30 protein-coding genes are annotated in these 26,212 nt (G+C 41.8%); 14 read left to right on the forward strand and 16 right to left on the reverse strand.

The features are described 5' to 3' along the window. Positions 1 to 104 precede the first annotated feature (104 nt). The gene (gene hcp / locus CP947_RS03345; protein WP_096711815.1) at positions 105 to 1,793 is read left to right on the forward strand and encodes a hydroxylamine reductase; all 1,689 of its coding nucleotides are present in this window, start codon (positions 105 to 107) and stop codon (positions 1,791 to 1,793) included. A gap of 32 nt (positions 1,794 to 1,825) precedes the next feature. Then, complete coding sequence (locus CP947_RS03350; protein ID WP_096711816.1) at positions 1,826 to 2,164, forward strand: cupin domain-containing protein; 339 nt, start codon at positions 1,826 to 1,828, stop codon at positions 2,162 to 2,164. Between the two features lie 8 nt (positions 2,165 to 2,172). Here CP947_RS03350 and CP947_RS03355 read toward each other — a convergent pair whose 3' ends face one another. After that, positions 2,173 to 2,529, reverse strand: a complete 357-nt coding sequence (locus CP947_RS03355) for a hypothetical protein (RefSeq protein WP_096711817.1) — start codon at positions 2,527 to 2,529, stop codon at positions 2,173 to 2,175. 186 nt (positions 2,530 to 2,715) lie between these two features. Between CP947_RS03355 and CP947_RS03360 the strand changes: the two genes are divergently transcribed. The 7 genes from CP947_RS03360 (at position 2,716) to CP947_RS03390 (ending at position 8,150) form a co-directional block, all read left to right on the forward strand. Further along, positions 2,716 to 3,246, forward strand: coding sequence for a DUF2189 domain-containing protein (locus tag CP947_RS03360; RefSeq protein ID WP_096711818.1), 531 nt, complete (start codon positions 2,716 to 2,718; stop codon positions 3,244 to 3,246). A gap of 265 nt (positions 3,247 to 3,511) precedes the next feature. Continuing rightward, entirely contained in the window at positions 3,512 to 4,018 is a 507-nt protein-coding gene (locus tag CP947_RS03365) for a DUF7287 family protein (RefSeq protein ID WP_096711819.1), read from the forward strand. Position 4,019: 1 nt separating this feature from the next. Further along, positions 4,020 to 4,628 (forward strand): DUF7288 family protein, encoded by a 609-nt coding sequence (locus CP947_RS03370; protein WP_243641536.1) that lies wholly within the window; start codon positions 4,020 to 4,022, stop codon positions 4,626 to 4,628. A gap of 12 nt (positions 4,629 to 4,640) precedes the next feature. Further along, positions 4,641 to 5,456, forward strand: a complete 816-nt coding sequence (locus tag CP947_RS03375) for a hypothetical protein (protein WP_132130933.1) — start codon at positions 4,641 to 4,643, stop codon at positions 5,454 to 5,456. Between the two features lie 9 nt (positions 5,457 to 5,465). Then, on the forward strand, positions 5,466 to 5,939 hold the full coding sequence (locus CP947_RS03380; RefSeq protein WP_096711821.1) for a DUF7266 family protein: 474 nt from the start codon (positions 5,466 to 5,468) through the stop codon (positions 5,937 to 5,939). A 56-nt stretch (positions 5,940 to 5,995) separates the two neighbouring features. Next, positions 5,996 to 6,736 (forward strand): DUF7289 family protein, encoded by a 741-nt coding sequence (locus CP947_RS03385; protein WP_241645879.1) that lies wholly within the window; start codon positions 5,996 to 5,998, stop codon positions 6,734 to 6,736. Between the two features lie 10 nt (positions 6,737 to 6,746). Continuing rightward, complete coding sequence (locus tag CP947_RS03390) at positions 6,747 to 8,150, forward strand: DUF7289 family protein (RefSeq protein WP_096711823.1); 1,404 nt, start codon at positions 6,747 to 6,749, stop codon at positions 8,148 to 8,150. A gap of 31 nt (positions 8,151 to 8,181) precedes the next feature. Here CP947_RS03390 and ablB read toward each other — a convergent pair whose 3' ends face one another. The 15 genes from ablB to CP947_RS11010 all read right to left on the reverse strand — a co-directional run bounded on the left by ablB (position 8,182) and on the right by CP947_RS11010 (position 21,833). Then, the gene (ablB, locus tag CP947_RS03395; RefSeq protein ID WP_096711824.1) at positions 8,182 to 9,012 is read right to left on the reverse strand and encodes a putative beta-lysine N-acetyltransferase; all 831 of its coding nucleotides are present in this window, start codon (positions 9,010 to 9,012) and stop codon (positions 8,182 to 8,184) included. Beyond that, positions 9,005 to 10,318, reverse strand: a complete 1,314-nt coding sequence (gene kamA, locus CP947_RS03400) for a lysine 2,3-aminomutase (protein WP_096711825.1) — start codon at positions 10,316 to 10,318, stop codon at positions 9,005 to 9,007. The genes ablB and kamA overlap by 8 nt, the downstream gene beginning before the upstream one ends. A gap of 409 nt (positions 10,319 to 10,727) precedes the next feature. Then, positions 10,728 to 11,345, reverse strand: coding sequence for a V-type ATP synthase subunit D (locus CP947_RS03405; protein WP_096711826.1), 618 nt, complete (start codon positions 11,343 to 11,345; stop codon positions 10,728 to 10,730). A gap of 17 nt (positions 11,346 to 11,362) precedes the next feature. After that, positions 11,363 to 12,745 carry an ATP synthase subunit B gene (locus CP947_RS03410; RefSeq protein ID WP_096711827.1) on the reverse strand — a complete coding sequence of 461 codons (1,383 nt, stop codon included), beginning with the start codon at positions 12,743 to 12,745 and terminating at the stop codon, positions 11,363 to 11,365. A 2-nt stretch (positions 12,746 to 12,747) separates the two neighbouring features. Further along, positions 12,748 to 14,484, reverse strand: a complete 1,737-nt coding sequence (locus CP947_RS03415) for an ATP synthase subunit A (protein ID WP_096711828.1) — start codon at positions 14,482 to 14,484, stop codon at positions 12,748 to 12,750. Beyond that, positions 14,475 to 14,777 carry a V-type ATP synthase subunit F gene (locus CP947_RS03420; RefSeq protein ID WP_096711829.1) on the reverse strand — a complete coding sequence of 101 codons (303 nt, stop codon included), beginning with the start codon at positions 14,775 to 14,777 and terminating at the stop codon, positions 14,475 to 14,477. Before CP947_RS03420 ends, CP947_RS03415 begins: the two co-directional genes overlap by 10 nt. Then, entirely contained in the window at positions 14,777 to 15,850 is a 1,074-nt protein-coding gene (locus CP947_RS03425; RefSeq protein WP_096711830.1) for a V-type ATP synthase subunit C, read from the reverse strand. Before CP947_RS03425 ends, CP947_RS03420 begins: the two co-directional genes overlap by 1 nt. A gap of 7 nt (positions 15,851 to 15,857) precedes the next feature. Beyond that, complete coding sequence (locus CP947_RS03430; protein WP_096711831.1) at positions 15,858 to 16,409, reverse strand: V-type ATP synthase subunit E; 552 nt, start codon at positions 16,407 to 16,409, stop codon at positions 15,858 to 15,860. A 55-nt stretch (positions 16,410 to 16,464) separates the two neighbouring features. Then, positions 16,465 to 16,695 carry a V-type ATP synthase subunit K gene (locus tag CP947_RS03435; RefSeq protein ID WP_172425447.1) on the reverse strand — a complete coding sequence of 77 codons (231 nt, stop codon included), beginning with the start codon at positions 16,693 to 16,695 and terminating at the stop codon, positions 16,465 to 16,467. 4 nt (positions 16,696 to 16,699) lie between these two features. After that, a complete protein-coding gene (locus CP947_RS03440; RefSeq protein WP_096711832.1) occupies positions 16,700 to 18,634 on the reverse strand; it encodes a V-type ATP synthase subunit I in 1,935 nt (644 codons plus the stop codon). Continuing rightward, a complete protein-coding gene (ahaH, locus tag CP947_RS03445) occupies positions 18,627 to 18,953 on the reverse strand; it encodes an ATP synthase archaeal subunit H (RefSeq protein ID WP_096711833.1) in 327 nt (108 codons plus the stop codon). Before ahaH ends, CP947_RS03440 begins: the two co-directional genes overlap by 8 nt. Positions 18,954 to 19,218: 265 nt before the next feature. Further along, positions 19,219 to 20,403, reverse strand: a complete 1,185-nt coding sequence (locus tag CP947_RS03450) for a radical SAM protein (protein ID WP_096711834.1) — start codon at positions 20,401 to 20,403, stop codon at positions 19,219 to 19,221. Positions 20,404 to 20,415: 12 nt separating this feature from the next. Next, the gene (locus CP947_RS03455; protein WP_096711835.1) at positions 20,416 to 21,294 is read right to left on the reverse strand and encodes a polyprenyl synthetase family protein; all 879 of its coding nucleotides are present in this window, start codon (positions 21,292 to 21,294) and stop codon (positions 20,416 to 20,418) included. A gap of 28 nt (positions 21,295 to 21,322) precedes the next feature. Next, positions 21,323 to 21,703, reverse strand: a complete 381-nt coding sequence (locus CP947_RS03460) for a cytochrome c maturation protein CcmE domain-containing protein (RefSeq protein ID WP_096711836.1) — start codon at positions 21,701 to 21,703, stop codon at positions 21,323 to 21,325. A 10-nt stretch (positions 21,704 to 21,713) separates the two neighbouring features. Beyond that, complete coding sequence (locus tag CP947_RS11010; protein WP_096711837.1) at positions 21,714 to 21,833, reverse strand: CcmD family protein; 120 nt, start codon at positions 21,831 to 21,833, stop codon at positions 21,714 to 21,716. A gap of 136 nt (positions 21,834 to 21,969) precedes the next feature. Here CP947_RS11010 and ahbD point away from each other — a divergent pair, with 136 nt between their 5' ends. The 5 genes from ahbD (at position 21,970) to hemA (ending at position 26,204) form a co-directional block, all read left to right on the forward strand. After that, positions 21,970 to 23,031 (forward strand): heme b synthase, encoded by a 1,062-nt coding sequence (ahbD, locus tag CP947_RS03470; protein WP_096711838.1) that lies wholly within the window; start codon positions 21,970 to 21,972, stop codon positions 23,029 to 23,031. 242 nt (positions 23,032 to 23,273) lie between these two features. Continuing rightward, positions 23,274 to 23,729 (forward strand): siroheme decarboxylase subunit alpha, encoded by a 456-nt coding sequence (gene ahbA / locus CP947_RS03475; protein WP_096711839.1) that lies wholly within the window; start codon positions 23,274 to 23,276, stop codon positions 23,727 to 23,729. Then, positions 23,719 to 24,189, forward strand: a complete 471-nt coding sequence (ahbB, locus tag CP947_RS03480) for a siroheme decarboxylase subunit beta (RefSeq protein WP_096711840.1) — start codon at positions 23,719 to 23,721, stop codon at positions 24,187 to 24,189. Before ahbA ends, ahbB begins: the two co-directional genes overlap by 11 nt. Positions 24,190 to 24,212: 23 nt before the next feature. Beyond that, on the forward strand, positions 24,213 to 24,908 hold the full coding sequence (locus CP947_RS03485; protein WP_096711841.1) for a precorrin-2 dehydrogenase/sirohydrochlorin ferrochelatase family protein: 696 nt from the start codon (positions 24,213 to 24,215) through the stop codon (positions 24,906 to 24,908). A gap of 24 nt (positions 24,909 to 24,932) precedes the next feature. Then, positions 24,933 to 26,204 (forward strand): glutamyl-tRNA reductase, encoded by a 1,272-nt coding sequence (gene hemA / locus CP947_RS03490; RefSeq protein WP_096711842.1) that lies wholly within the window; start codon positions 24,933 to 24,935, stop codon positions 26,202 to 26,204. Positions 26,205 to 26,212: the final 8 nt, after the last annotated feature.

The raw sequence follows: 26,212 nt of genomic DNA on the forward strand, positions 1-26,212 counted from the left end.
AAACCTTCTATTATATAAACCAGTATCCTAATAATACTTAGTATCAAGAAGATACTTTGCTAGATATAAATGTTGCAAAATATCTATAAAGTGTGGAGGAAAATATGTTTTGTTACCAATGTGAAGAAACAGCAAAAGGAGAAGCCTGTACAAAGGGTGGAGCATGCGGGAAATCAAATGAAGTTGCAGATCTGCAGGACCAGCTTATTTATATGCTTAAAGGTCTTGCCGCTGTCAACCAGAAAGCAAGAGACACAGTTCCCGAAAATCCGGGACTGAAAACCCGATTAATAAATGCCCTGAAAGGAAATGAGCAAGAGGAAGGAGAACCAGAAGATTATATTGATTCCCGTTTCATGGAAGAAGCCCTTTTCTCAACAGTAACCAATGTCAACTTCAGTGCCACTGATTTCAAGAAGTGGATTCAGGATGCATATGATAAAAGGGAACAGATTAAATCCGAACTCCAGGCACATGGAGTGGACCTGAGCGAACTTCCACAGGCTGCAACGGTCAACCCGGATGAACTTGGAAACACGGATTCAGTCAGCATCCTGGCAACTGAAAATGAAGATATCAGATCCCTGAAAGAATTACTGGTATATGGTCTAAAAGGTATGGCTGCTTATGCATACCATGCCCGTGTGCTTGGTCACAAAGATAAAGATATTGAGGCTTTTGTTGACAGGGCACTGGTAGCCACTCTTGATGACTCCCTGTCAGTAGATGACCTCACAGGCCTGGTGCTGGAATGTGGAAGTTTCGGTGTCAAGACAATGGCAATGCTGGATGAAGCCAATACTGCAGCCTATGGCCATCCGGAACCCACAGAAATTAACATTGGAACCGGGAACAATCCGGGAATCCTTATCAGTGGGCATGATCTGAAGGACATGGACCAGCTCCTGAAACAGACTGAAGGCACCGGTGTCGATGTATATACCCACGGTGAGATGCTTCCTGCCAATGCCTATCCTGAATTTAAGAAGTACGAACACCTGGTGGGCAACTACGGTGGGTCATGGTGGCACCAGAAAACCGAATTTGAAAAATTCAATGGTCCTGTACTTATGACCACAAACTGTCTTGTACCACCCAGGGATTCCTATTCAGACCGGATATTCACAACAGCAATGGTCGGATTTGAAGGACTCAAACACATCGAAGAGAAAGAAGACGGTACAAAAGATTTCTCTGAAATCATTGAAATGGCAAAACAATCCAGACCACCCGTACAACTGGAAAATGGCGCAATACCTGCCGGATTTGCACACAATGCCGCCCTTTCAGTTGCCGACAAGATCGTGGATGCAGTAAAAGCCGGCCAGATATCCCGGTTTATTGTCATGGCAGGGTGTGACGGGAGACAGCACGACAGGGAATATTATACTGAATTTGCAAAACAACTGCCACAGGATGCGGTAATTCTTACAGCAGGTTGTGCCAAGTATCGGTATAATAAGCTGGACCTGGGAGACATTGGCGGTATACCCAGAGTACTGGATGCGGGCCAGTGTAATGATTCCTACTCACTGGTTGTCATTGCCCAGAAGCTGGCTGAAGCCTTTGAACTGGATGACATAAATGATCTGCCGGTTTCCTACAATATTGCCTGGTATGAACAAAAGGCAGTCCTTGTCTTGCTTGCCCTGCTAAGTCTTGGCGTCAAGAACATTGTACTGGGGCCGAGATTGCCGGCGTTTGTTTCCCCGAATGTGTTAAACGTGCTGGTTGAAAATTTCAACATCAGCAAGAACACAACTGTAGAAAATGATCTGGGGAGGCTGCTCTAAAGCCTCCCATCCCCTCTATAGGAGAATTTAATATGCAAATCCGATACGTAAAAGATGCCGAGCAAAAAAAGAATCCGCATGGTGCAGATGTGCGAAAGATGTATGCATCAGACCATGGCCAGGCAATGCACATAACCCTTGAACCAAAACAGTCTCTGAAAAAACATATTACTCCGGTGGATGTGTTTTTCTATATACTTGAAGGCAAGGCCAGAGTTGAAATTGGCGATGAAGCCGAGATTGTGGAGAAGGATTCAATTATTGAGAGTCCTGCAAAGATCCCACATCTGGTAGGTAACGCAGGTGGCGGAATTCTGCGTTTTTTGGTTGTGAAAATGCAAAAGCAGGAAGAATCTACCCAACTCCTGTAATTTATTTTTTAGATATAATATTCCACTGAAAACCTGTATATTACGTGCAACTTTTCCAGGGAGCGCACTTCTATTGATGGCATGTCACTATCAGGCGTGAAACCCGTTTCTTCAAAATCCACGAAAATGACATTGCATTTGATGTTTTCATGAAGTTTTTCCATGAAATAACTTGCTTTTTCCATAATTCTTTGGATCAGTTCCTCTATCTGGTCTTTTGTAAAGCTGTCACAGCAGGCGGGCACATATTTAACTTCAGTGCTCAAATGTTCGCGGTCATGCAGCGTCATGGAAAATCCATCAATCTGTGCTCCTTTTATTGCATAATCCCCAAGTTCAAAACTCCTGGTAATGGTATTTTTCATTCTTACCCTCCTGACTTTACTATGTACGTTTTACGTTAAATTGCTTTTCAAAAGAATACAGCCTGAGCAATCCAGTTCCACTCCATGCCACAAAACCGACTATAAATCGACAGGTTATATATTTATATAATAGAGTTCTTATATATTTTAGAGACATAATTATACACAATTTTCAGGAGATCATTTATGGATTATGAGAAGATATTTTCAGACACATGGGATGTTTTCAAAGAAAACTTCATGACATACATCATTGCTACATTGGTCGCCATGATCGGTTCGATTCTTATTGTGACAATTGCCCCGCTGTTCTATGGGCTGGTTGATATGGCTGTCAGGGGCGTTAAGGGAGAGCCTATTGATTACAAAGATGTATTCAGTGGATTTGATCATTTCGTGAGAAGTTGGGGTTTCGCTATTGTGGCGGCTGTTCTGTTATTAGTTGGCTATATGCTGCTCATAATACCGGGAATTATCCTTTCCATACTGTTACTGTATGCTTTTCCGTTACTTGTCATCAGGGGCTACAGTGGAGTTGATGCCATCAAGGAAAGTATTGAAGATTGGAAAAAACAATTTCCTGGATACGGCAATCATCTCCATCATTCTCTGGATAATCAGTGCCATCGGCAGCTATGTAGTTATTGGTTCACTGATTACTACTCCGATTGTTGTGATCGCATCTGTGGTAGTCACATATCGTATGATAGAAAATAATGATACCGCATATACCTATGTGGCAGATTTTGAAGAAATTGATGATACCTCATCTGATACAAATGAAGGGGTACAGAGGCCCCTTTAATCTTTTTTCTTTTGTTTTTTTGTGTACATAAATCTTACATACTGGTACACACAGAAGGCACTTTCAATACCATCAACATTCATCGCCATATTTTTATAATTCACAATATTAAATAAGCATGCTTGAGGAATCGGTGACATATAACTATATTCTGGCATCTTTTGAATGGACTGAAATATGATGACATACAGGTCAATGAAAGATAATACGTTTAAAACAGACCCGGATGGTCAGATTACAATCGATTATCTGGCCGCAATTACAATTTTTATATTTGCAATTTTTTTTGTGTTCAATTATACTTCCGGGTTGTTTACGCCATTTAATTCTGAATCAGATGAAGTAACCCTGATTGCAGATCGTGTGGCAGTAACTATCACAGAAAAAGAAATGGGTTCTGGAGATATGACCACTACCAACCTCATTAACCGCGAAAATACGGAAACTTTTTTTTCATTGTTAAATAACAGTTATGAAACGACTTTGTCCTCTCTCGGGTTAAAAGGGGAATTTAGTAGTTATGATCTGAATATAACTCTCGAACATAATTCATCGACAATATACATGGCTGGAAAGCCACTGCCTTCTGTTGGAAACATAGGACAAACAAAAAGAACTGTTCTTTTTGAAAATTCAGAAAACAATAATGTGCAAACCGCCACAATATCTGTCAGGGTGTGGTAAATTGGCACTGAAATTTATTTTTCGTAATGATGATTCGGCACAACTTCACACACTTGAAGCCATAATGGCAGCGATGGTAATGATCGGGGTACTCATATTTGCCGTTCAGGCAACCACAATTACTCCTTTGACATCTTCTACAGCAAATGCACATATTGAATCACAGCTATATACCCTGGGCCAGGATATGGTAATGGCACTTGATCATTCACAATATGATCAGGATTCTCAACTCAAAAAAGAGATCATAGGGTGGAGTGGTGATGAATATGTCTGGAACGCTACTCATTACATATCCAGGACAAACAGCAGTGATACTATCAGTGGTCCGGTCAAAGAATTACTGCAGCAAACTCTGGTAGCAAAAGGAATCGGCCACAATATGGAATTTACATTCAGGCTGGATTCAGAGAATACTCTCACATCGCCTTACATATACAACGGTGACCCCTCTGATAATGCTGTGATAGTTTCAAGGAAAGTTGTACTTTCAAATAGCGATCTTGCAAATCCCTCTTCCTTTGAGAACAGAACTTCAATTCCAGATATGGACAATACAACGGATTTCTACAATATAGTTGATGTAAAACTCACAATGTGGCGTATGTAAAAAAGGGAGTGAATGATGGATAAATCTAATGATTCAGGACAGATGTTGCTGCTCGCTGCATTTACCATAGGATTTATGGTTGTAGTTTCAACTGTAATGCTAAATAATATTATTTATGCAAGTAACATAGCCTCTGAATCAAATAATGATATAAGTTATTTTGAAGTATCCAATATTGCCCGTATGACCGATGAAGCGACAAAGGCAGCCTATTACAATGCCACCACAGGTACTTCTTTCAATCATACAGTCTTCAGTCGCTATCTCGAAAATTATTCCCGTGAAGTTACAATATTATATGCATATCAGGGAGTATCGTTTTCATTTACCAACAGTACTCTCCAGGATGCATATTTTACAAAAAACGGTTTATCCTCAGGGCAGGAGAACTGGACGATAATCGATAATGTGAATAATACGGATAATTTCACAATGGAATTAACCGATACCAGTAATCTGGGGGATATATCAGAACCTTTCGAAGTGCATGCCTTAAATCAATCCGGTTCATCCATCTGGTGTATGAAAATGTATGAGGAGGGGAGTAATATAAAGGTTAATGTTTCAAATCAAACCTATGAAATCGACCCGTTTTTTATAGATCTCAAAGGCAATGAATCCTACCAGTTTGACAACAGTACAGCAGAGAAGACATACAGTTTGAAATATTTAAACTCAAGCAATGTTATTGGACTGTATTCACTATCAGGAGAACTCGCCACCGGGGAATCATTCAGGTGTGAGAGATACAAGATGATCAATGCAACGGTGGCTATCTCTTCAAGTAAAAACAAAATCAATGTGACCTTGCCCGTAACGGTCCCGTGAGTGATTAATATGCAAAAAATATACCATGACAGGAGGGGAGTTTCTACAGCTGTTGGTTTTATATTGACATTTGTAATAACGATCATGGTATTTATGTCTGTGATGAATTCTTCCTATGTAATGATGGATCGGAATGAACATTCCGTTATGCGGGAACAATTCGAAATACATGGCAGTAGCATTGCTCTTCAGCTTACTAAGATTGATACAACAATAAACCTTACCAGAAAATCCGGAGGTAATGTTGAAGAAATACAATCCGATATTGTGTTACCTATGAAAATAGCGGATGAATATTATTATATGCAAATTTCAAACCAAACACATGAAATAATATTTGAATCCGACGGCATTGCTGAAACCAGGGTCCAGATACCCTATGAATTGACAACAACAGATATAGAATCCGCTACGATAAACAGTGTAACAGGTGAGCATTACTTCTTTTACAACAGTACTACGGAGATAATAGAAGTCCACTAAAAAATGGCGATCTCATGCATATTGTTCCCAAAAAAATATTCAAGTCCGAAGGAGCAGTGTCAGAAGTAGTTGATACCATATTGATACTTGGAATAATGCTAATAGCCATATCTATAATAGGAGTTGCAGGTTATCCTGCTCTTCAAAATATCCAGGAGCACGGCCATACCGAAAATATAAAGCAGAGCCATATTGTACTAGGTGAAAATATAAACAAAGTCGTTTTCGATATGGCTCCCTCACAATCAGTTGAACTAAAAATGTATGGAGGCAATGCCCTGGTCAGCGGCACCAGTACTATCAATGTAACAATGCAGACCTGGAATTCTTCATCTGCAGGTTTGGAGAATCAAACATTCAAAAGGCAAATGCGAGAAATAAAGCATTCTTATGAAGAAACTGCAGTAGCTTATGAAAATACGGGTGTCTGGGCAAAATATGGAAATGAAGGCACAATTATGGTCAAAAAACCCGGTTTTGTCCTTTCTGACAACAATATGATAATACCTGTTGCTGCAGTAATGGGTTCAAATGGAATTTCGGGAGAGGGATTGATCAGAGTTATTGCAGACGGAGGGTATTCATCGGTATTTTCTTATGAAAATGTATCATCTGTAGATATTACTGTGAAAAGTGATTATTATACTGGCTGGGAAAATTACCTGAATGAAACAATGGGTATGCAGGTAATAAACAGAGACGAAACAAATACAACTGTACATTTAAGGAAAGAGGATTTTTCCGAAAATATAGACGTATATATAACTCATTCACCTATGAAGGTGAGAGTGGAATAATGGTGGATATATGATACGAATAAGTAACCTATCCCTCTCCTGTAAGGCAGTCTCTTCTGTTATTGGTATTCTGCTCATGTTTGCTCTTACTGTGGTATCCATCAGTGCAATGATGGTTTACAGCGTCCCTGCAATTGATGAACTGAAGGATAATTCCAAATCACAAAACGTAGAACAGGCTTTTACGATTCTTGACTCCCGTATGAGTAAAGTAGCCCTCGGAGAATCTCCTCTCCAGACTACATCGTTTTCCCTCATGGGAGGCGAAGTTGGTGTTAACGGTGAATATTCCGACAACAGTAATATAAGAATCGTCATCCAGAACACTACAAATTCTACCCCTATAGTCAATTGCTCATTGGGTACCTTTGAATATACTCTCGATGAAAGGAAGATTGCTTATGAAGGTGGTGGCGTCTGGTCAAAGTACAGGGAAAATGGCGGTTCTGTAATGGTTTCACCCCCGGAATTTCATTACAACGGGGAAACACTCACTTTACCTATAATGACGATCAATGGCTCCTCCTCAACGTCAGGAGAAGGAGAAGTAAACATTGCCGTAACATCGGACAACAGGCCTTTTGTCTTGTATCCCAACACATCCATATCGCCGTCAAGAACAAATCCCGTGACCTCTGACAAGGTCTATATCTATATTGAAAGTGAATATTATGATGCATGGGCCAATTATGCGGAGTCAATGACCTATACCAATGCAGAAAAAGATGATGTGAATAAGACCGCAATTATTGAACTGGATGTAGTTCCCCCCATGGGAACAACAACCCTTACAAACCAGATTGAAATAGGGGCTGTTAATTCATCAAATACTCTGCCTATCTATGATTTTTATATGAATTTAGAAGCGGCTGGCAGTCAGGGCCTGAATCCATCCAACTACGAAATAAAAGCAATTTCGGGTACAAAGACTCTGATATACAGCCTTTCCAAAAGTGGTGGTAATGACCAGTTGGAGATTGAAGTTACCTATAAGGATAAATCCGTGGGATCTGAGTATATAGAAAAATGGGAAGGGAAGGATGTATTTCAGGTAAATAACGGCGAAAGCACAGTGGATTTCCTAAATGATTCATTTATGATGAAATATGCTCCTCCCAACCAAAATGGTGCAGACCCGGATTTTTCATGGAATTTTTCGGGAGATACAACTGAACTTCCCGATGTTGTTATCAATAGCACAAATACATCATTTTCGCTTAATAATCTCACACAGCACTATTTGAAATTGTTGACAAAAGATGGTTCTGTGGTGTTTAATATTAATAGTCCTGGTAATAGTGATCCGGTAGATTATGACACTTCTTCAGTGACAATAGACTATGATGTGAAGGCCGGAGGAATCACTTATTTACATGTAACACAGAATGAACTTGAAATGGATATAATAAACTGAATGATATGGAGAATGTTTATTTAAGAGTTACTCAAATACGCTTGTACCATACATTCATATTCTCAAGATTACCGGATATATTGGTATTTTGAACAAGTTTTCCGGTAAATTCATACCCAAGCCTTGCAAAAACAGTATTCATACCATAGGACGCGGCCCGGGCGATGGTATACAGGGTAAGGATCCCTTTCTTATCCATTTCTTTTTCCATTCTTGAGAGGAGAGAAGTGGACATCCCCATTCCCCTGAACTGAGGGAGTGTAGCAAAGTCGGTCATTTCCGCATTCCGGTTTTCAAAATCGATCTCGCAAGAGGAAAGGGCAACTATGTTACCTTTATATTCAACTGCGAAATATACAACATTATCTTCCATGGTCTTTTTCAGGTAGGCCGGGTCCTGGATAGGAAAAGGATATGTAGGAAATACTTCGGCGTAGATCTCTGCCATTGCAGGTACATCCGCTTCCGTACACATCCGTATCAGGAAACCTTCGGGTAATTCAGGATTCATGATGTCTCCTGCCTTATCTTTGGCAGTGGAGATAATCCGGTCATCCTCAACCTGTGTGTCTTCCTGCCTGTTCCCTGTGAAATATTTACACATGAACAGGGCTTCCTTCTTGCCGGAATAGTAGCCGGGTACTCCGGCCTCCTTCACATATCCCTTTGCTTCAAAAACATCTCTGGAATCTGCAGGGACTTTTGCAAATATCTTGTTGTAGCCGCGTTTTTCTGCCAACCGATCCATTTCAGGTATAAGATCCGGCAGATCGCCAATATCCAGTTTCATAAGGTAAATACGATTATTGTACGTACCGTGCTGGATCAGGGAGTTGCCTATTTTTTCGATTATATCACTCAACGTCCCTTCTCTCCATTCTTTCGGTATCTTCCGGTACAAGACTTACAACTTCATCATGATCGGCAAGCAATTTTGCAATTCCTGTAGATTTATATTCAGCTGCATCATCAAGTTTAAGCTGGAGTTTACACTCTTCACATTTACGGTCACAGTATATCGGCTCATAGGAATCCGGTTCTTTATAGGAAGTGATCACACCTTCATAGTTACGCAAAATAACCCTGTTGGTGGACCAGGATATGAGATAGGAAGGCATGACAGGTATCTTACCTCCTCCGTGGGGAGCATCGATAACATAGGTCGGAACTGCAAAACCACTTGTGTGGCCGATGAGGTGTTCCATTATCTCTATACCCTTGCCCACCGGAGTGCGGAAATGGGACAGGCCTTCCGAAAGGTCGCACTGGTAGAGGTAATAAGGACGTACACGGTTTTGCACAAGTTTCTGTACAAGCTTTTTCATGATCCTGTGGCAGTCATTCACTCCTGAAAGCAACACCGTCTGGTTTCCGAGGGGGATTCCTGCATCTGCAAGTTTACGCAGGGCTTCTCTGGAAGATTCTGTTACTTCACGTGGATGGTTGAAGTGGGTATTGATCCAGAGAGGATGATGCTTTTTGAGTATTTCTACAAGATTATCAGTTACCCTGTAAGGAAGCACCACAGGCATCCTTGTACCGATACGAATTACCTCTACATGAGGTATTTCTCTCAATTGTGTCAGAATCCAGTCCAGATAAGCATCAGGCAACATAAAAGGATCTCCGCCCGAAAGCAGGACATCCCGTACCTGTGGGGTATTCCTGATGTATTCCAGTCCTTCAGAGACTGCATCTTTGGTAGGAATGGAATCCACATCTCCCACTTTTCTCTTACGTGTACAGTGCCTGCAGTACATCGAACAGGTGTTACTTATATGGAACAATACCCTGTCCGGATACCTGTGTGTGATCCCCTCAACAGGACTATCCTCCTCCTCAGAGAGAGGATCTTCAAGGTCATCTTCATCGATGTCCAGCTCCTTTGGTGAAGGAAAAGCCTGCAGGAATATGGGATCATTCCTGAAATCATCGGTGTCTATAAGAGAGAGATAATAAGGAGTCACGGATAATGGGAATTTTTCCAGGGTTTGTTTGAGTTTATCCTTTTCCCCGGGTTTGAATTTGATGCCAAGCAAGGTTTCAAATGTATCTATATCACCGATGGAATGCTTGAGTTGCCATCTCCAGTCCTTCCAGTTGGCAATAACAGTATCAGAATCGATTTTTTTAGCTATTTCTTTTTGTGTTTGTGTGTGCTGTGTCATAAATGTACCACATTTTTAACTTATAATTACTTATTGAATGAATTTGCCTGCAAAAGTTGCATAAGACCATACGCACAGCTAAAAAATAACGCAGGCAAAATGAAATTAAATAGGTATATCACCTTTGTTGAGCAAAATATCACAACTAGTAGAACCGCATGTTGTCTATTTATCGGTTTATATATAGTGGAAGAAGATATATATACTTTACTGAATGGTTCCAATCAATTATGTAATCAGATATTCAAGTAATCTGAAATCCTGAAATAAATGATAAGATAACCAAATACCAGCATCATAAGGGATATTAACCATGCCCAGCGCAGAATACGCGCAAGGTTGTGGGGTTGTGTGATTCTAAAAAAAAGCCTGTCGGCCAGTCTAGGCCGATCAGGTGCTGCGGTAGGCATTATGCCTTAATCCTCTTTAAGCGGAAGGTGTTTTCACGTTCCATCTCGTCCAGCCGGAAACGGATGAAGTCCATTGCTTCCTGCATTTCGGGAATTACTTTGAATTCAAGGGCATTAACACGCCTTTTTGTTTTCTCGATGTCGTCAAGTAACCTCTTCATAGTGGTCTCAATCTCTGCTGCAAGAATAATCTTGTCAACAAGGATCTCATATGAATCGACAGTTTCATCGATGTAGGAGCTTGTCCCGAGAATACCGTATCCCCTTTTGTTGATGGGTTTATGCACACTGGATGCTTCGATCTTAGGGACCACCACACCCATAATATTGTGGCTTTCAAGACTTATTTCTGGTCCATCTTTGAGAGCAAGAGCAGTGGATTTTATTACCATTCTGCCCTCGACTGCCTCAGCGATCCCTATTTTTTCAGTGGCATTATCATAGGCGTCATCCAGTTCGTTCCTTACACCCTTGGCCTTGTTCAAAATCTCAAAGAATTCCAGGATAAGACCATCCCTTTTCATTTTAAGCAGCTTGTGGCCGCTCTGGGACAGTTTTATCTTTTTCTTCAGTTCAATAAGTTCGGAACGAGTTGGTTTAACATCCTTTGTGCCCATAGTGGATCACTCTTTGTTCACTCTGCATTTTGATGTGCAGGGTGATATTTATCGATATACTTGTTGTCTATCCTGGTAAGCTGTGCTTCCGGAAGCTCGGAAAGGATTTCCCATGCTATGGACAGGGTATCTTCGATATTCCTGTCCTCATCTTTTGCCTGTCTTACAAAACGGTCTTCGAAAAGATCGGCAAATTCCAGGATTCTCTGGTCTCTTTCGGAAAGGGATTCTTTACCGACGATTGCAACCAGTCCACGAAGATCACGTCCTTCAGCATATCCGGCATACAACTGATCGGATACTGCCTTATGGTCATCTCTTGTCTTACCTTCCCCTATACCGGAGTTCATCAGACGGGAAAGGGATGGTAGCACATCGATTGGTGGGTAGATACCCTTCCTGTGAAGATCACGGGATACTACAATCTGGCCTTCGGTGATATAACCGGAAAGATCGGGTATCGGGTGGGTTATATCGTCACCAGGCATAGTCAGGATGGAAAACTGGGTTACAGATCCCTTGTTACCTTTGATTACACCTGCACGTTCATAGAGGGATGCAAGGTCAGTGTACATGTAACCGGGATATCCACGTCTACCGGGCACTTCTTCACGGGCTGCACCCATCTGACGAAGTGCTTCACAATAGTTTGTAATATCAGTCATGATTACAAGTACATGCATATCGTGTTCGTATGCAAGATACTCTGCTGCTGTCAGTGCCATCCTCGGGGTGATTATACGTTCGACTGCAGGGTCATCTGCAAGATTGAGGAAAACTGTCGCTCTTTCAAGAGCACCTGTCTTCTCAAAGTCTTCCATGAATGACTGGGCTTCCTCATTGGTGATACCCATTGCAGCAAACACCACAGCGAAATCTTCCTCAGAACCGGGTACTTTTGCCTGTCTTGCAATCTGAAGAGCAATCTCATTGTGTGGCAGACCTGATCCAGAGAAGATAGGAAGTTTCTGTCCTCTTACAAGAGTGTTTGTACCGTCAATCGTGGATATTCCTGTCTGGATAAATTCATCAGGTGGTCTCCTGGAAAAAGGGTTCATTGAAGCCCCATTCACATCTACCCTTTTTTCGGGGATAATTCTTGGACCGCCGTCAAGGGGTTCTCCAGACCCGGAGAGGATACGACCGAGAAGATCTTTTGCAACAGGAAGTTTGATGGTATCTCCACTGAATACTACACCGGATTCATCATTCAGACCCTGAGTTCCTTCGAAAACCTGTACAACAACCACATCTGCGGAGGTATCAAGGACCTGACCTCTCTTGGTGGTCCCATCAGGGAGATTAATCTGAACAAGTTCCCCATATCCTACAGGCTCTGTTTTTTCAAGGAATATGAGTGGTCCTGCAATATCTACAATGGTTTTGTATTCTTTGGTCATTTTCAGTTGCCTCCAAGCTGTGTGAACTCTTCATCCATCTTTGCCATGATTGTTTCAAGGGCTGCATCAAAGTCTTCTTCATATTTGACCTTGGCAAGTTCATCCTTGGACTCCATTTCCATGATCTTGTTGATGGGGACACCATTTTCCATTTTATCGGTTGCCTTTTCACCAAACTGCGATACAGATTTCAGAAGTTTATACTGCCTGTCAAAGGGACAGAATGTGTCCACGGGATGGAAAGCGTTCTGCTGCAGGAAGTATTCACGAAGCATCCTGGCAATTTCAAGGGTAAGCTGCTGGTCCTCAGGGAGTGCATCTGAACCTACGAGTTGCACGATTTCCTGAAGTTCTGCTTCTTCCTGAAGAATATCCATTGCATTATCCCTTAGTTCATTCCAGTCGCTGCCGACATTTTCTGTAAACCAACCTGCAAGCCTGTCATTGTAAAGACTGTAACTGGTAAGCCAGTCAATTGCAGGGAAGTGTCTCTTCTGGGACAGTTTTGCATCCAGTGCCCAGAATACCTTTACGATACGCAGGGTATTCTGTGTAACCGGCTCGGAGAAGTCACCACCGGGAGGTGAGACTGCACCGATGACAGTAATGGAACCATCAAGACCTGCCAGGGAATGGACTGCTCCTGCACGTTCATAGAATTCAGAAAGCCTGGCGGACAGATATGCTGGATATCCTTCTTCACCGGGCATTTCTTCAAGCCTGGAAGAAATTTCCCTCATTGCTTCTGCCCATCTGGAAGTTGAATCTGCCATGAGAGATACATCATAACCCATGTCACGGTAATACTCAGCAATGGTAATACCTGTATAAACAGATGCTTCACGAGCAGCTACAGGCATATTGGATGTGTTTGCGATAAGAACTGTACGTTCCATGAGTGGCCTTCCGGTCTTTGGGTCTTCCAGTTCCGGGAATTCATTCAGTACATCGGCCATTTCGTTTCCACGTTCTCCACATCCGATATAAACCACAATATCAGTGTCACTCCACTTTGCAAGTTGCTGCTGTGTAACAGTTTTTCCTGATCCAAAAGGACCTGGGATAGCTGCTGTACCACCTTTTGCCACAGGGAACATCCCATCAAGGATTCTCTGTCCTGTTACAAGAGGTTTTGTTGGCGAGAGTTTCTTGTCTACCGGCCTGGGATCTCTTACAGGCCATTTCTGCATAAGGGATAGTTCAGAGCCGTCAGAGAGTACACAAACAGTTTCATCGACTACGAATTTACCACTTTTGATATCTTCTACAGTTCCTGACTTTCTTGGAGGGACCATTATCTTGTGTTCGAGATTGGGTGTTTCCTGTACGACACCGATAATATCTCCGCCTTTGACACTGTCTCCTTTGGATACTGTAGGGGTGAATTCCCACTTCTTCTCCCTGGTAAGACCGTTTGCTGTTACTCCTCTTTCAATGAAGTCTCCCATCTTTTGCTGGAGAACTTCCAGAGGTCTCTGTATACCATCATAAATACTTTCCAGAAGACCTGGACCCAGTTCTACTGAAAGAGGCATTCCCGTATTTGCTACAGGCTCTCCCGGTTTTATGCCGGATGTGTCTTCATATACCTGAACTGTAGCCTTTTCACCCTCTATACGGATTACTTCACCCATCAGTCCTTCATGACCTACTTTTACCACATCATACATCTTCGGCTTGATACCGGTGACTGTGACAACAGGTCCTGCCACTCGATAAATTTCACCATTCATTTCCACAAATCTACACCTACCGCTTGTTTTATTTTATCCCGTAAGTTGGAACTTTGGCCGGTTCCGCCAAGGGTTACCAATGTTGGTTCGACGGATTCACTTAAAGTGTCTCTCAAGGTTTCCGGTAGTTTATCAAAATCATTACTGTGCATTACAAGGATGCCTACGGAGGAATCATTGAAAATTTCCTTTACCTTTTCCTCCAGGCTGTTATCATCATTGATTTCATACACTTTATGCACACCGGCTAATCTGAAACCGGTTACAAATTGACCATCACCTACAGCTGCCAGATCCATCAAATCACCAATTGATTTCTGATTATCTCGTCATCGAGGTTAACTGCCTTTCCTCTGATGATTATTCTCAGATTGTTTACTTCGTTCTTTTTATTGATCATATAATCCATGATCGGAACGATTGAAAGGGGATATTCATGTGAAAAACTGGCAGCGGACTTTATACTGTACTTGGTGAGGCTTGTTTCCAGATCGACAAGAGATTCCATATCAGGAGATGCAAAATCTGAGATCGCATCCCAGTATGGATATTTTTCAAGTGAATTTATAAAATCTGCAAAAGGCAGAGGAACCAATGAGTTTATTTCCTTCAGACTAAGCCGGAGACCACCATCTAGAACCAGATCTTCAAGTTCACCATCTTCAACACCTTCTTTCTTCATCCTGAACATTGTTTTAATATTCTTTATGTCAATCTCAGTACGAATAAGTTTGGAGAATAATTTACGATCACTGGACTTGGGTGTGCCAATTGCATTGAACAGCCTCTGATAATATAACTTATCAAGCTGATTTTCAATTTCAGGAAGGTTAGTCCCGTCATAATTCTTAAGAATTGGATAATAATCAGTGTTGCTGAGTGTATCTATAACATGCTCATAAGATTCCTTTTCAGCAAGTTCAGACAGGAAATTATACTTTAATTGGCCTGCAGAAACAAGGTTATCCTTGATCTCTTCAAGAGTTGCATTGTAATACTTGCCTCTGAGAATCGTTTTGATATCCCAGATGTCATAATTTTTCAGATATTCCGTGATGAGATAGTTGAGTTCACCCTCGGAAATATCAATCAATTTAGAGAATGTGACTGCAAGATTCCTGTTCAATGCATGCTCGATGAGATCTACTCCTTTAAATTTCCGCGCAAGTTCATCTACATCCTGCTTATACTGGGTTTCTCCGATAAAACGGGTAATTTCATCAAGATCCATGTTCATAAGCCGTGAATATGTCTCTTTTGGAAGCAGATTGCTCTTCATTGCACGTACGCGCGCAGTGACATAAGCATAATTTGAGCCCCCGCTACTTGTTGCAGAGGAGCTCTTATTCCGGAGTCTCTGGAAAAGCCTCATTTTGATATCACCCGAATAAGATATCTGAAATCTGTTTCAGGTTCTGCTCATACACGCTGTCAAGAATTCCATCATAGGTATAATCAAGCCTGATACTACCATCCTCATTCTCTATAACAACACCTCCAACACAATCGATGTTGCCGGCATACTCTAAGGAAGACAGTTTTTTCACCAAATCTTCTGATTCCTTATTGGAATAGATACGGCTGCCTTTAGATTCATGATTTTCTATGATATTCTTGAGAAGTGTTTCCTGTTTATCCGCAGATAACCCTGCAATCTCATTGAATGCCTGGTTATAGGCCTTTTCAAGCACTTCTTTACGTGCATTGAGCATTGTCCTTTTGACTTCGAGATTTGCACTGGACAATTCTTGCCGTTTCATACGCTGAATTTCATCTTCCGCTTTGGCAAGACGTCTCCCTTTGATTTCTTTGGCGGATTGCTTTGCATCCTCTAGAATACGGGACGCTTCGGCATCTGCCTCTGCATTGATATCAGAGACCTTCGCCTGCGCAACATCCATGACGTCTTTGATTACTGTTTCGAGTCCCATGCTCTCACACCTTAAAAAGAATTTAAGAGCATTTTTGAATGCTCTCAAACTTCGCTTAGCTTATCAGCAGTGCAACGACAAGTCCGAAAATGACAATGGTTTCAGGAATTACAGTAAGGATAAGGCCCTTACCAAAAAGTCCTTCATTTTCGGCCATGGCGCCGATAGCGGCGGCACCAATATCTTTTTCAGCAATACCGGATGCCAGTCCTGTAAGGCCAACTGCGAGTCCTGCACCAATTGCTTTAAGTCCTGCCGGATCCATTATTGCTTCTTCTCCTACCATATTATTATTCCTCCGTGTATTTTCTTATATATCCAAATGGACTGTACTTTTTGCCCCCGCCTTCATAGAATTTAGTAAAGAATTCGACATACTGAAGCCTCAAAGCATGTAGACCGGGGGCGATTATGCTTAAGGCTGTATTGAGCGCATGTCCGAATATGAATACCAATATTGCAAATACCGCTGCTATACCTCCCTGTGGCCAGATCATTTCAAAAGCGATGAGGTTCACAGTGGATGCAATATAAATTGATGAAAGGCCCACGGCTATCAAACGTGTGTATGACAGGGAGTTACTCAACAAACCGGGTAACTCAATGGGACCTTTAATACCTTCTCCTTTAGTCAGCATTATGAAACCTATCACGAATATTGCGGCGCCTACAGCAATTGGTAGGTATCCTACATATCCGAGAACTGCAAGCACAATGCCAATCTCAACTACTATCCAGCTGCCCTTTTCAAGCATCGCTGCATTGAAGCCGTGTTTCTTTTTCTCATTGATAAAACCAAGGATATACCCCAGGTTTATGTGAGCAACACCAATGAGAGCAGTAAGCACGATAAGGGTCATTACCAGATGTGTTCTGTGTATAGGGTATGTGATCATTTCCCCACCGATAGGAGACTGGAACAGGTTTATAGTTTCAAATCCGGCTATGAGACCGGGTTCAATTCCATGTGCCCCATGCAGGCTTGCAAGAGGGAATCCCAGAAATTCTCCATAAAGGATACCAAAGATCAAGGTCGATACCTGACAGTATATCAATATATTCATCAGGGGTTTTATTGCATCGGAATTAAACAGTTTTTTAACTCCAAATGCCAACCCCAGAAGAATTAAAGCATAACCAATATCTCCAAGTATCATTCCATAAAACAGTGGGAAACTGATAAATATTAATGCAGTTGGATCAATTTCTTTGTATTTGGGCCTTGCGTAAAGGTTCATTATTGTTTCGAAAGGTTTTATGATCCCTGCGTTATTGTACTCTACCGGCACTTCCTCCTCTTCCTCTTCTGTAACCTCCTGCTTGGAAACAAATACTCTTCCATTAGTAGAAGATTCAAGTGTCCGGGTCATTCTGTTGTACTCATCTGATGGAACCCATCCGTCAATTACAAAAGTATGCTCTGATGTGGCAATCTTCAGAGGTGCTTCGGATTTCTGGGATTCAATGGATAGAATTTCATCACTTGCAAGTATGAAATCAGAATAACGTTCCTTTATGTCAGAAATACTCTTTTCAAGTGAAGTGATTTTCTCATTGATAGTGTTTCTTTCACTTTCTATATCAGCAATTATCTCCGAAGGAGTCCCTTCCATATTTGGAACACGTATCTCACGAAACTCGTAATCAGCCAACATCTCAGCCACGATTTCTTCTTTGTCTTTCCTGACAAAAAGAGCAATAGTGTGTGTATTTGGATCAAATTCGAGTTCATAATCATTTGTAATTCCAGATATTTCAGAACTGATGTCTCCCTTTACAGTACCTGCAAACACAGATAGGCTCTCATAACCTCTGTAATTTTTAAGATCTATGGGGATTGAAACAAATGGTTCGAGTTCTTTTTGGAGAGAATCCAGTTCTTTTAACCTTGTTTCATAACTGTTCTTTTTTTCGGTCTTTTCATCAAGTTCACTTTCCAGGCGAGCCAGTTTTTCATCAAGCTCTGCCCACAAAACATTTGTGTCCTGTTTTGGAACTTCTTTTGGCTTGATACCAAGAAAACTGGAAATTGACCTCAGTTGAACAAGTTTTTTGGAAACTTCCCCTGCATTCTCAAAGGGTTTCCCTATCTTGAAAGTAGAATCTTCTTCGTTATATTCTTCAATATGGAAGATATTGATATCGTGTAGCGTGTCTACTGTTTCATCCATGACTTCTTTGTGTCCGACGATAACAGCACGGGTCATACTTTTTGGCTTAAGCATAGATCGCCCTCTCGAATTCCTCCACTAGCATTGCAACAGCTTTATCAACATTGGATTCTGCGTTGCTTATCAGCTCTTCTGCATCCTTTTTGCCTTTGCTGACGATTTCTTCGTGCTCTTTCTGGAGGTCTTCCTGTGCAGATTTAAGTGCATTATTTGCAGATTTTTCTGCATCTAATTCTGCCTCTTTAATTATTTCTCTGGCTTCTGCACGGGCACTGGCGATTTTGTCCTCCTTCTCCTTCAGGCCTGCTTCCACCTTTTTGGCAGCACTTTGTTCTGCTTCTTTTATCTCGGATAAGATTTTGTCCTTGGCCATGTGAATCCTCATCGCGTCTGTGATATGTTAAGCAGCGTGATTTTATGCCCCTTATAGCAACCTCGCATATAAGTTATTCGGTTTCAGGTGATTGCTATTGAATAATTGTAATGTTTAATCATTCGTATAGGGAGTTCAAGTTAACAGCAGATACCCATAAGCAACTTTGCATATAAGCCATTCGGTTCTTACCGGTTCGTAACCTACCGATTATAATAATTATTCATGAAAAAACATGACTACTTTTTAGAAATATAATACAGAATTATTCATTTCTTACTCTATATGGCAATATTTCATCTTTGGGTATCGTATGGATATATTTTTGTCTGAATTCAGGATTCCGCATCATGCAATAATCGGAATTGGAACGATATGCCTGGTGTTTGCCCATATTATCCCATATTGAAGAAAGCTTTTCTTCCTTTATATTCCCAAAGGACAGCGGTGTATAAGCACAGGGCATGACCTCACCTGAAGGTGTAGCATGCATCCATCGCCTTCCGGCAAAGCAACCAAACATATCCGGACCCATGAAATACGGGAATGAAGTAACACGTGGCCCGTCTGGCCCACTGTTCATCCGTTTTTGGAAACGTTCCATGGTCTTCACATCCTTTTGAGTGATGACTTCATCCTCATGTTCAAGCCAGCGACCCACAGCAACGATCTCATAGATGGACATCTCCTGCATGCCCATATCTGCAGCAAGACCATAGAAATCTTCAAGGTCATCGATATTATCGGGTGAGATCACCACAAACATATCTGCCAGCATGTCAGCTCCCAGGGTGTTCTTAATACCATCAATAGCATCCCTGTATGCCCCATCCCTGCCACGAATACGGTCATGTTCCTTTTCAAAAGGACTGTCGATGCTTATTCTCATGGCATACATGCCCGCATCCTTCAACCGCACAGCTCTGTCAGGTGTAAGGCCAAAGCCAGAAGTAAAACAGGTTGCAATGCACCGGTCTTTATCCACTGCCCTCACCATTTCGGGAAGATCCTTTCGAAGCATTGTTTCCCCGCCATCGAAAGAAATAAGGTAAGCACCAAGATCAAGGGATTGATCGATAGCACTGTTGATCTGTTCGGTAGTTAGTTCTTCCTCAGTAAGGAAACCCGCAGCTCCGCAGTGAATACAATTATTTGGGCACCTATCGGTAATAGCTATTGAGAATTGGTCAGGCACACGTTTTTTCATGATGGCGGCAATCTGGGAACTGATCATCCTGTTGAATGCATTGCTGGGAATCGGGGGGGCCCATGTCGAAAATATGATCTCTTCATCATTAAATGTAATGGGTTTTTCTTCCTGAAAAATACGGTTAATACGTTTCAGAATAGGTTTTGCAATGGTGGAAAGGGGACCCTCACTGGTGAGTACAACTTTATCATCTTCCACATTTGCATCAACTTTAATCATGGGTTTTTCATATACTCTCATAAATTCACCTTTTTAGCATTTCCTTGTTCCAACTTCAGAGAAAAGGCCTTTTGTGGCATAAGTGGTTATCTCATGTAATCTATTTCTGGATTGGGAAGGCGGGAAAAGATCTATTATTTCATGTGCTTCAGAAACTAGTTGTTCAACAATTTCCCTGGTTTTTGCTATTGCTTTTGAATCCGCCATATCCTGCCTGTATACATCTACCAGCGAAGGGGACATGTGTATTGATTCCTTGTTATTTACCTTACTGGTGTATTCCAGCATATCATCAACGATTTGATAGGCAGTTCCGAGTTTATTGCCAAAGAGCCTGAATTTAGAAACTGTATCCTCATCCGCTCCTGCAACATAGGCCCCCATCGCTGCCGAGGCAGCAAAAAGTGAAGCAGTCTTCTTTTCAATACAATTGAAATACTCAGCTAGATTGTTGCTATTTCTTTCCAGCAAATCTACATCCATGGCCTCGCCTTCGGCCATTTCCATACCTGCCCTGCCAAATTCTATGCCTACTTCTTTACCGTATGCAGATATTAGTTCAATGGACTTGGATATCAGGTAATCTCCCGCAAGCATTGCTGCAGGGATACCATATACTTCATGGGCGGTCTTAGCTCCCCTTCTCAATATACCCCTGTCCAGCAGGTCATCGTGAATAAGGGATGCAGAGTGGATAAGTTCAATTGACAGAGCAGCATCAAGGGCATTTCCAATTTCACTGCCACATATACGGGATGACAAGAGGAGAACCACAGGACGGGTCTTTTTCCCGCCGGATTGACATATGTGGGCAACTACTTTCTTCATTTTGGAACCGTGGTCAATTTCTTCCACAAAGTCAATTAGTGCTTTGTTTATACTCCGATATTCGTCCCATTTTTCAATATCCATCGATTTGCCCCTTTAATATGACCATAGGTTATTCGGAGTATTTGGAAGGGCAACCCATGACAATTTTTTCTGCTTTAAGATTTCCCTGCCGATCTATTTTTCCTTCAATACTCAGTTCTTTACCTTCCTCAAGATTGGGCGGCAGGTCACCGGTATATTCAACTTCAATGTACTTTTCAGGTTGCTCTATGTCCTGGAGCATGAAAGTTATATTACCGGGTTTTACATCCAGTGTTCCTTGCTTGATGGCTCCCATTGTGTTGATGTCATTCCCTTCAAAATCATCTAGATTTTCCTTAATTTCTGATACCATGTAATAAGTCTGGCCGGTATCTATGCCCCATAAGCCCAGGATAGCAAAGGCAAATATTGTAATAACTGCAAGAATTTGTTTTTGTTTTTTATCCATCACTTTCCCTTCATTCAGGATTTAACCTTTCAAATTCACGAAGAAGCTGTAAACGTTTTCGAATCAGGAATATTGTATATGAAACTATTGCTATGATAACAATCAAAAATGCTGTATTCAGTGAGTCCATATTTCACACCGCAACTCAATTTGCAATTAACTAGATTACCTATCTCTTATATGTGTAATGTGGTCCTGTATTCTATATATTTGATCAATGGTACAATCAGTATACCATTATTTAAATAAATTGAAATGACTGTGATATGACTATGTCAGAAGAACCCACTCCTCCAAGATTAATTGCCTGGGAGTTGACATCCAGATGCAACCTTTCATGTGTGCATTGCAGAGGTGCATCCACCGACAAAGAAGCTACTGGTGAACTGGACACATTCGAGGCAAAAACATTCATTGATCAGGTCGCTTCCCTTGGGTCCCCGATATTAATTCTCAGTGGAGGTGAACCACTTGTTCGCCCTGATGTATATGAACTTGCCCACTATGGCACAAACAAAGGCCTCAGGGTGGTACTTGCCACAAACGGCACCCTCCTTGACAGGAAAACTGTAAGAAAACTCAAAGAAGCGGGAATTAAGAGAGTAAGCATAAGTCTTGATGGGGCAGACTCTGCAACCCATGATGGATTTCGGGGAGTTGAAGGCGCCTTTGACAAAGCCATGGAAGGAATTGATGCCCTGAAGACAGAAGACATGGATTTTCAGATTAATACTACAATAACCAAAAGAAATCTGGGGGAAATCCCACGTATCCTTAAAATGGCTATTTCCCTGAACGCCGAAGCCCTCCATATTTTCCTGCTTGTGCCTACAGGCAGAGGAGAAAACCTTGCAGATGAAGAGATACCTCCGGCAGAGTATGAAAGGATACTGCGCTGGTTCTATGAACAGAAAAAGCATACTTCCCTTGAACTCAAAGCTACCTGTGCGCCCCATTATTTCCGGATAATGCGCCAGTGTGCGGAAAAAGAAGGTATGGAAGTTTCAATCAACACCCATGGTTTTGATGCTGTGAGCAGGGGGTGTCTGGGAGGTACTGCCTTTTGTTTTGTTTCAAGTACCGGGGATGTGCAGCCCTGCGGTTACCTTCCTGCAATAGCCGGCAATATAAGGAACCAATCTTTCGGGAAAATCTGGAACAATTCAACCCTCTTTAACGAACTCAGGGATTTCAGTCTCCTTAAGGGAAAATGCGGCAAGTGTGAATACAAGAATGTGTGCGGCGGGTGCCGTGCCCGGGCATTTGCGGCAACCGGGGATTATCTGGAAGAAGAACCTTATTGTATCTATCATCCGCGCCAAAAATAAAACAGGTTTATAAGTGGGTGAAAAGTCCCATTTTATTTTTGGTAGTCGATGCGGTAATTTATTGCCTTCTGTCGCTGTTTTGATTATATAGTATGTTTTCACCTATGAATCTATAATTTCGGACTGGAGTGCCATATAGAGTACTATTGTTGCAAATATTCAGATAATTTGAAAGAAAACATTATAATCCATGATTACATCTCGTAACCTATTCTATTCTCAAGAATAAATGTGAGTTCCCCATGATCCGGCTTGATGAAATGGACAAAAAGATATTGAATGAGATCCAGCTTGAATTTCCCCTTTCCGTTAATCCCTATGCAGTACTGGCTGAAAGAATAGGTATTCCTGAAGAGGAATTGCTAAAAAGACTGGAGAGACTTAATAATCAGGGTGCTGTACGGCGTGTTGGCCCTATAATAAATACCCGCAAGATCGGGGGAACCAGTACCCTCATAGCCCTGAAAGCCCCGGATTCACAAACCCATGAGATTGGAGAAATCATTAATAAACATCCGGAAGTCTCTCACAACTATTTGCGCCCGGCGGAGTATAATATATGGTTTACCATCTCTGCAGCAAATCGTGAACGCCTTGACACTATAATCAAACAGATTGTAGAGGAAACAGGTTGCCCTATACTTGACCTGCCCACAAAACGTCTTTTCAAGATAGGGGTGAAATTCGATGTCCGATAAACTCGATCCACTTTCGCGCAGAATCCTGGAAGTAACACAGCACGGGATTGAATTTACCCATTCCCCATTCAAAAAAATAGCAGAGGAGACGGGATTACGTGAACAGGAAATTGTAGATCGACTAAAGCAAATGCAAAATCAGGGAATCATACGTCGTTTTGGTGCATCAATAGGCCATCGTACCATCGGCATAACTGCCAATGCCATGTGTATCTGGAATGTACCGGACGAGCGGGTGGAAGACGTAGGCAAAGTGATGTCCGGTTTTAGCGAAGTAACTCATTGTTACGAGCGACCCAGATACCCTGATTGGCCATACAATCTTTTTACAATGGTCCATTCCTACAGTAAAAAAGACTGTGAGGAAATTGCCGGAAAAATTGCAGATGCAACCGGGATATATGATTATCGTCTTTTGTTCAGTGAACATGAGTTCAAGAAAACAGGTGTAAGGCTGTAACTGTAATGTGAGAGGGTCCAAGAATGTATGATCGCCAATATATGCCACTTTTTCTAGATTTATCTTTCCAGAAGATAGTGATTTTCGGAGGGGGTAGTGTAGGACAACGCAAAGCATCACTGTTTTCCAAGTTTGCTCAAGTGACCGTTATCAGTGAAGATTTTTCCGAAGAGATCCTTGCCCTGCACGAATCCAATAAAATCGATATTGTACAAATAAATGTAAATGAAATACCCTCTGATATGATTCGCAGTTATCTGGAAGGGGCGTTTCTGGTCATACCTGCTACCAGCAACCGGGAATTAAACCTGAAAATACACCTGATAGCATCTGATATGGATATATTCGTGAATTCCGTGGATTCTAAAGGGAATGTGATAGTCCCTTCGGTGATAAAACGCGGACCTGTAACGGTAGGTATTTCCACATTGGGCCACAGCCCTGCTCTTTCCAGATATACGCGCATAAAACTCGAACATACTATCACTCCGAATTACGCAGACATGGCACATCTGCAGGATGAATTACGCACTAATCTAAAAGAACGAATTGATAACCAGCCCCTCAGGAAACAAATTCTGTGGGATGTGCTTGAAGATGATAGGATATGGGATGCTTTTGAAGAGTCCTATGAAAAAGCGTATAATATAGCATATGATATAATGTTGGAGCACATTGGGAATCACGCAGACAAAGATTCAAAGGAGCAGCTGGATTAATCACTTGAATAACGGAGGATAACATTGACTGAAATATCTAGCATGGTTATTTCCCATGCAAAGGCAACAGTGGAGGAAATGGAAGATGCCTGGCAGGGTGAAATCGAGGATATACTTTCCCAGCTAAGTTCCCATGAGCTCGTGTACGAATGCGCAGTCCTTAAGACATGCAACCGACTGGAAATGTATGTGGTATCCCCCAGAGGGAGCAGCGTACTTTTCCATTTTGCAAAAAAAATGGGTGTTTCTTCCCGCATTGTCGAATTCTATGACCATGAAGAATCCTTATACCACCTTTTAAGACTCTCCTGTGGCCTTGAATCTATGATAATAGGAGAAGATCAAATCCTGGGACAGATAAAGGATTTGTATACCATCTCCAAAAATGCAGGCACCATGGGCAAAATACTGGAGACCGCGTTTAGCAAGGCAATCCAGGTAGGTAAAAGAGCCCGTACGGAAACCAACATCAACAGAGGTTCTGTATCTATTGCATCTGCTGCAGTGGATCTTGCCGATGAAATGTTAAAAGGCCTGCAGGGACGCAATATACTTGTAATTGGAACCGGTGAGATGGGCACTCTTGTGACCCGGGCATTATCACACAGGGACATGAATGTTGTGTATCTGGCAAACCGCACATATGAAAAGGCAAAAGTACTTGCAGATGAGTTGGGGGGTGAGGCCGTGGATTTCATGAGTCTTGATCGCTATACACAGCAGGCCGATGTCATAATCAGTGCTACATCTGCTCCCCATTATGTCCTGAAGAAAGCAACAGTGGAAAAATCCCTTAAGAACAGGAACGATAATCTTCTGCTGATAGATATCGCCAGCCCCCGGGACATAGATCCCGAAATTGAAAGCCTTCCAGGAGTTATCCTGCGTAACATCGACAACCTGAGGGTAATTAATGAGCGTAACCTCCAGATGAGAATGGAAGAGGCAAAGAAAGTTGAAACTATAATTGATGAAGAATACAAAATGCTCATAAACCAGTACAAAAGACAGAAGGCAGATGCTCTTTTGTCCGAACTTTACAGCCAGATATATACTCTGCGAAAACATGAGATGGATAGGGCTGTGAACCGGTTGGGAGCTTATCACACAATCGGGGATGTGGAATGCAAAGTCCTGGATGACCTGACAAGGGCCATAGCAAATAAGGTCCTGGCAGAGCCTACCAAGGTATTGCGTAATGCAGCTGAATACAATGATGAGGCTTTTCTTGATTCGGCCTGCAAGCTTTTTAACATCAAACCCTATGCTAAAAAAGAAAAGGAAAATTGCAAATAAGGACTTGT

Source organism: Methanohalophilus euhalobius, from assembly GCF_900215215.1.
Taxonomy (GTDB): Archaea; Halobacteriota; Methanosarcinia; order Methanosarcinales; family Methanosarcinaceae; genus Methanohalophilus; species Methanohalophilus euhalobius.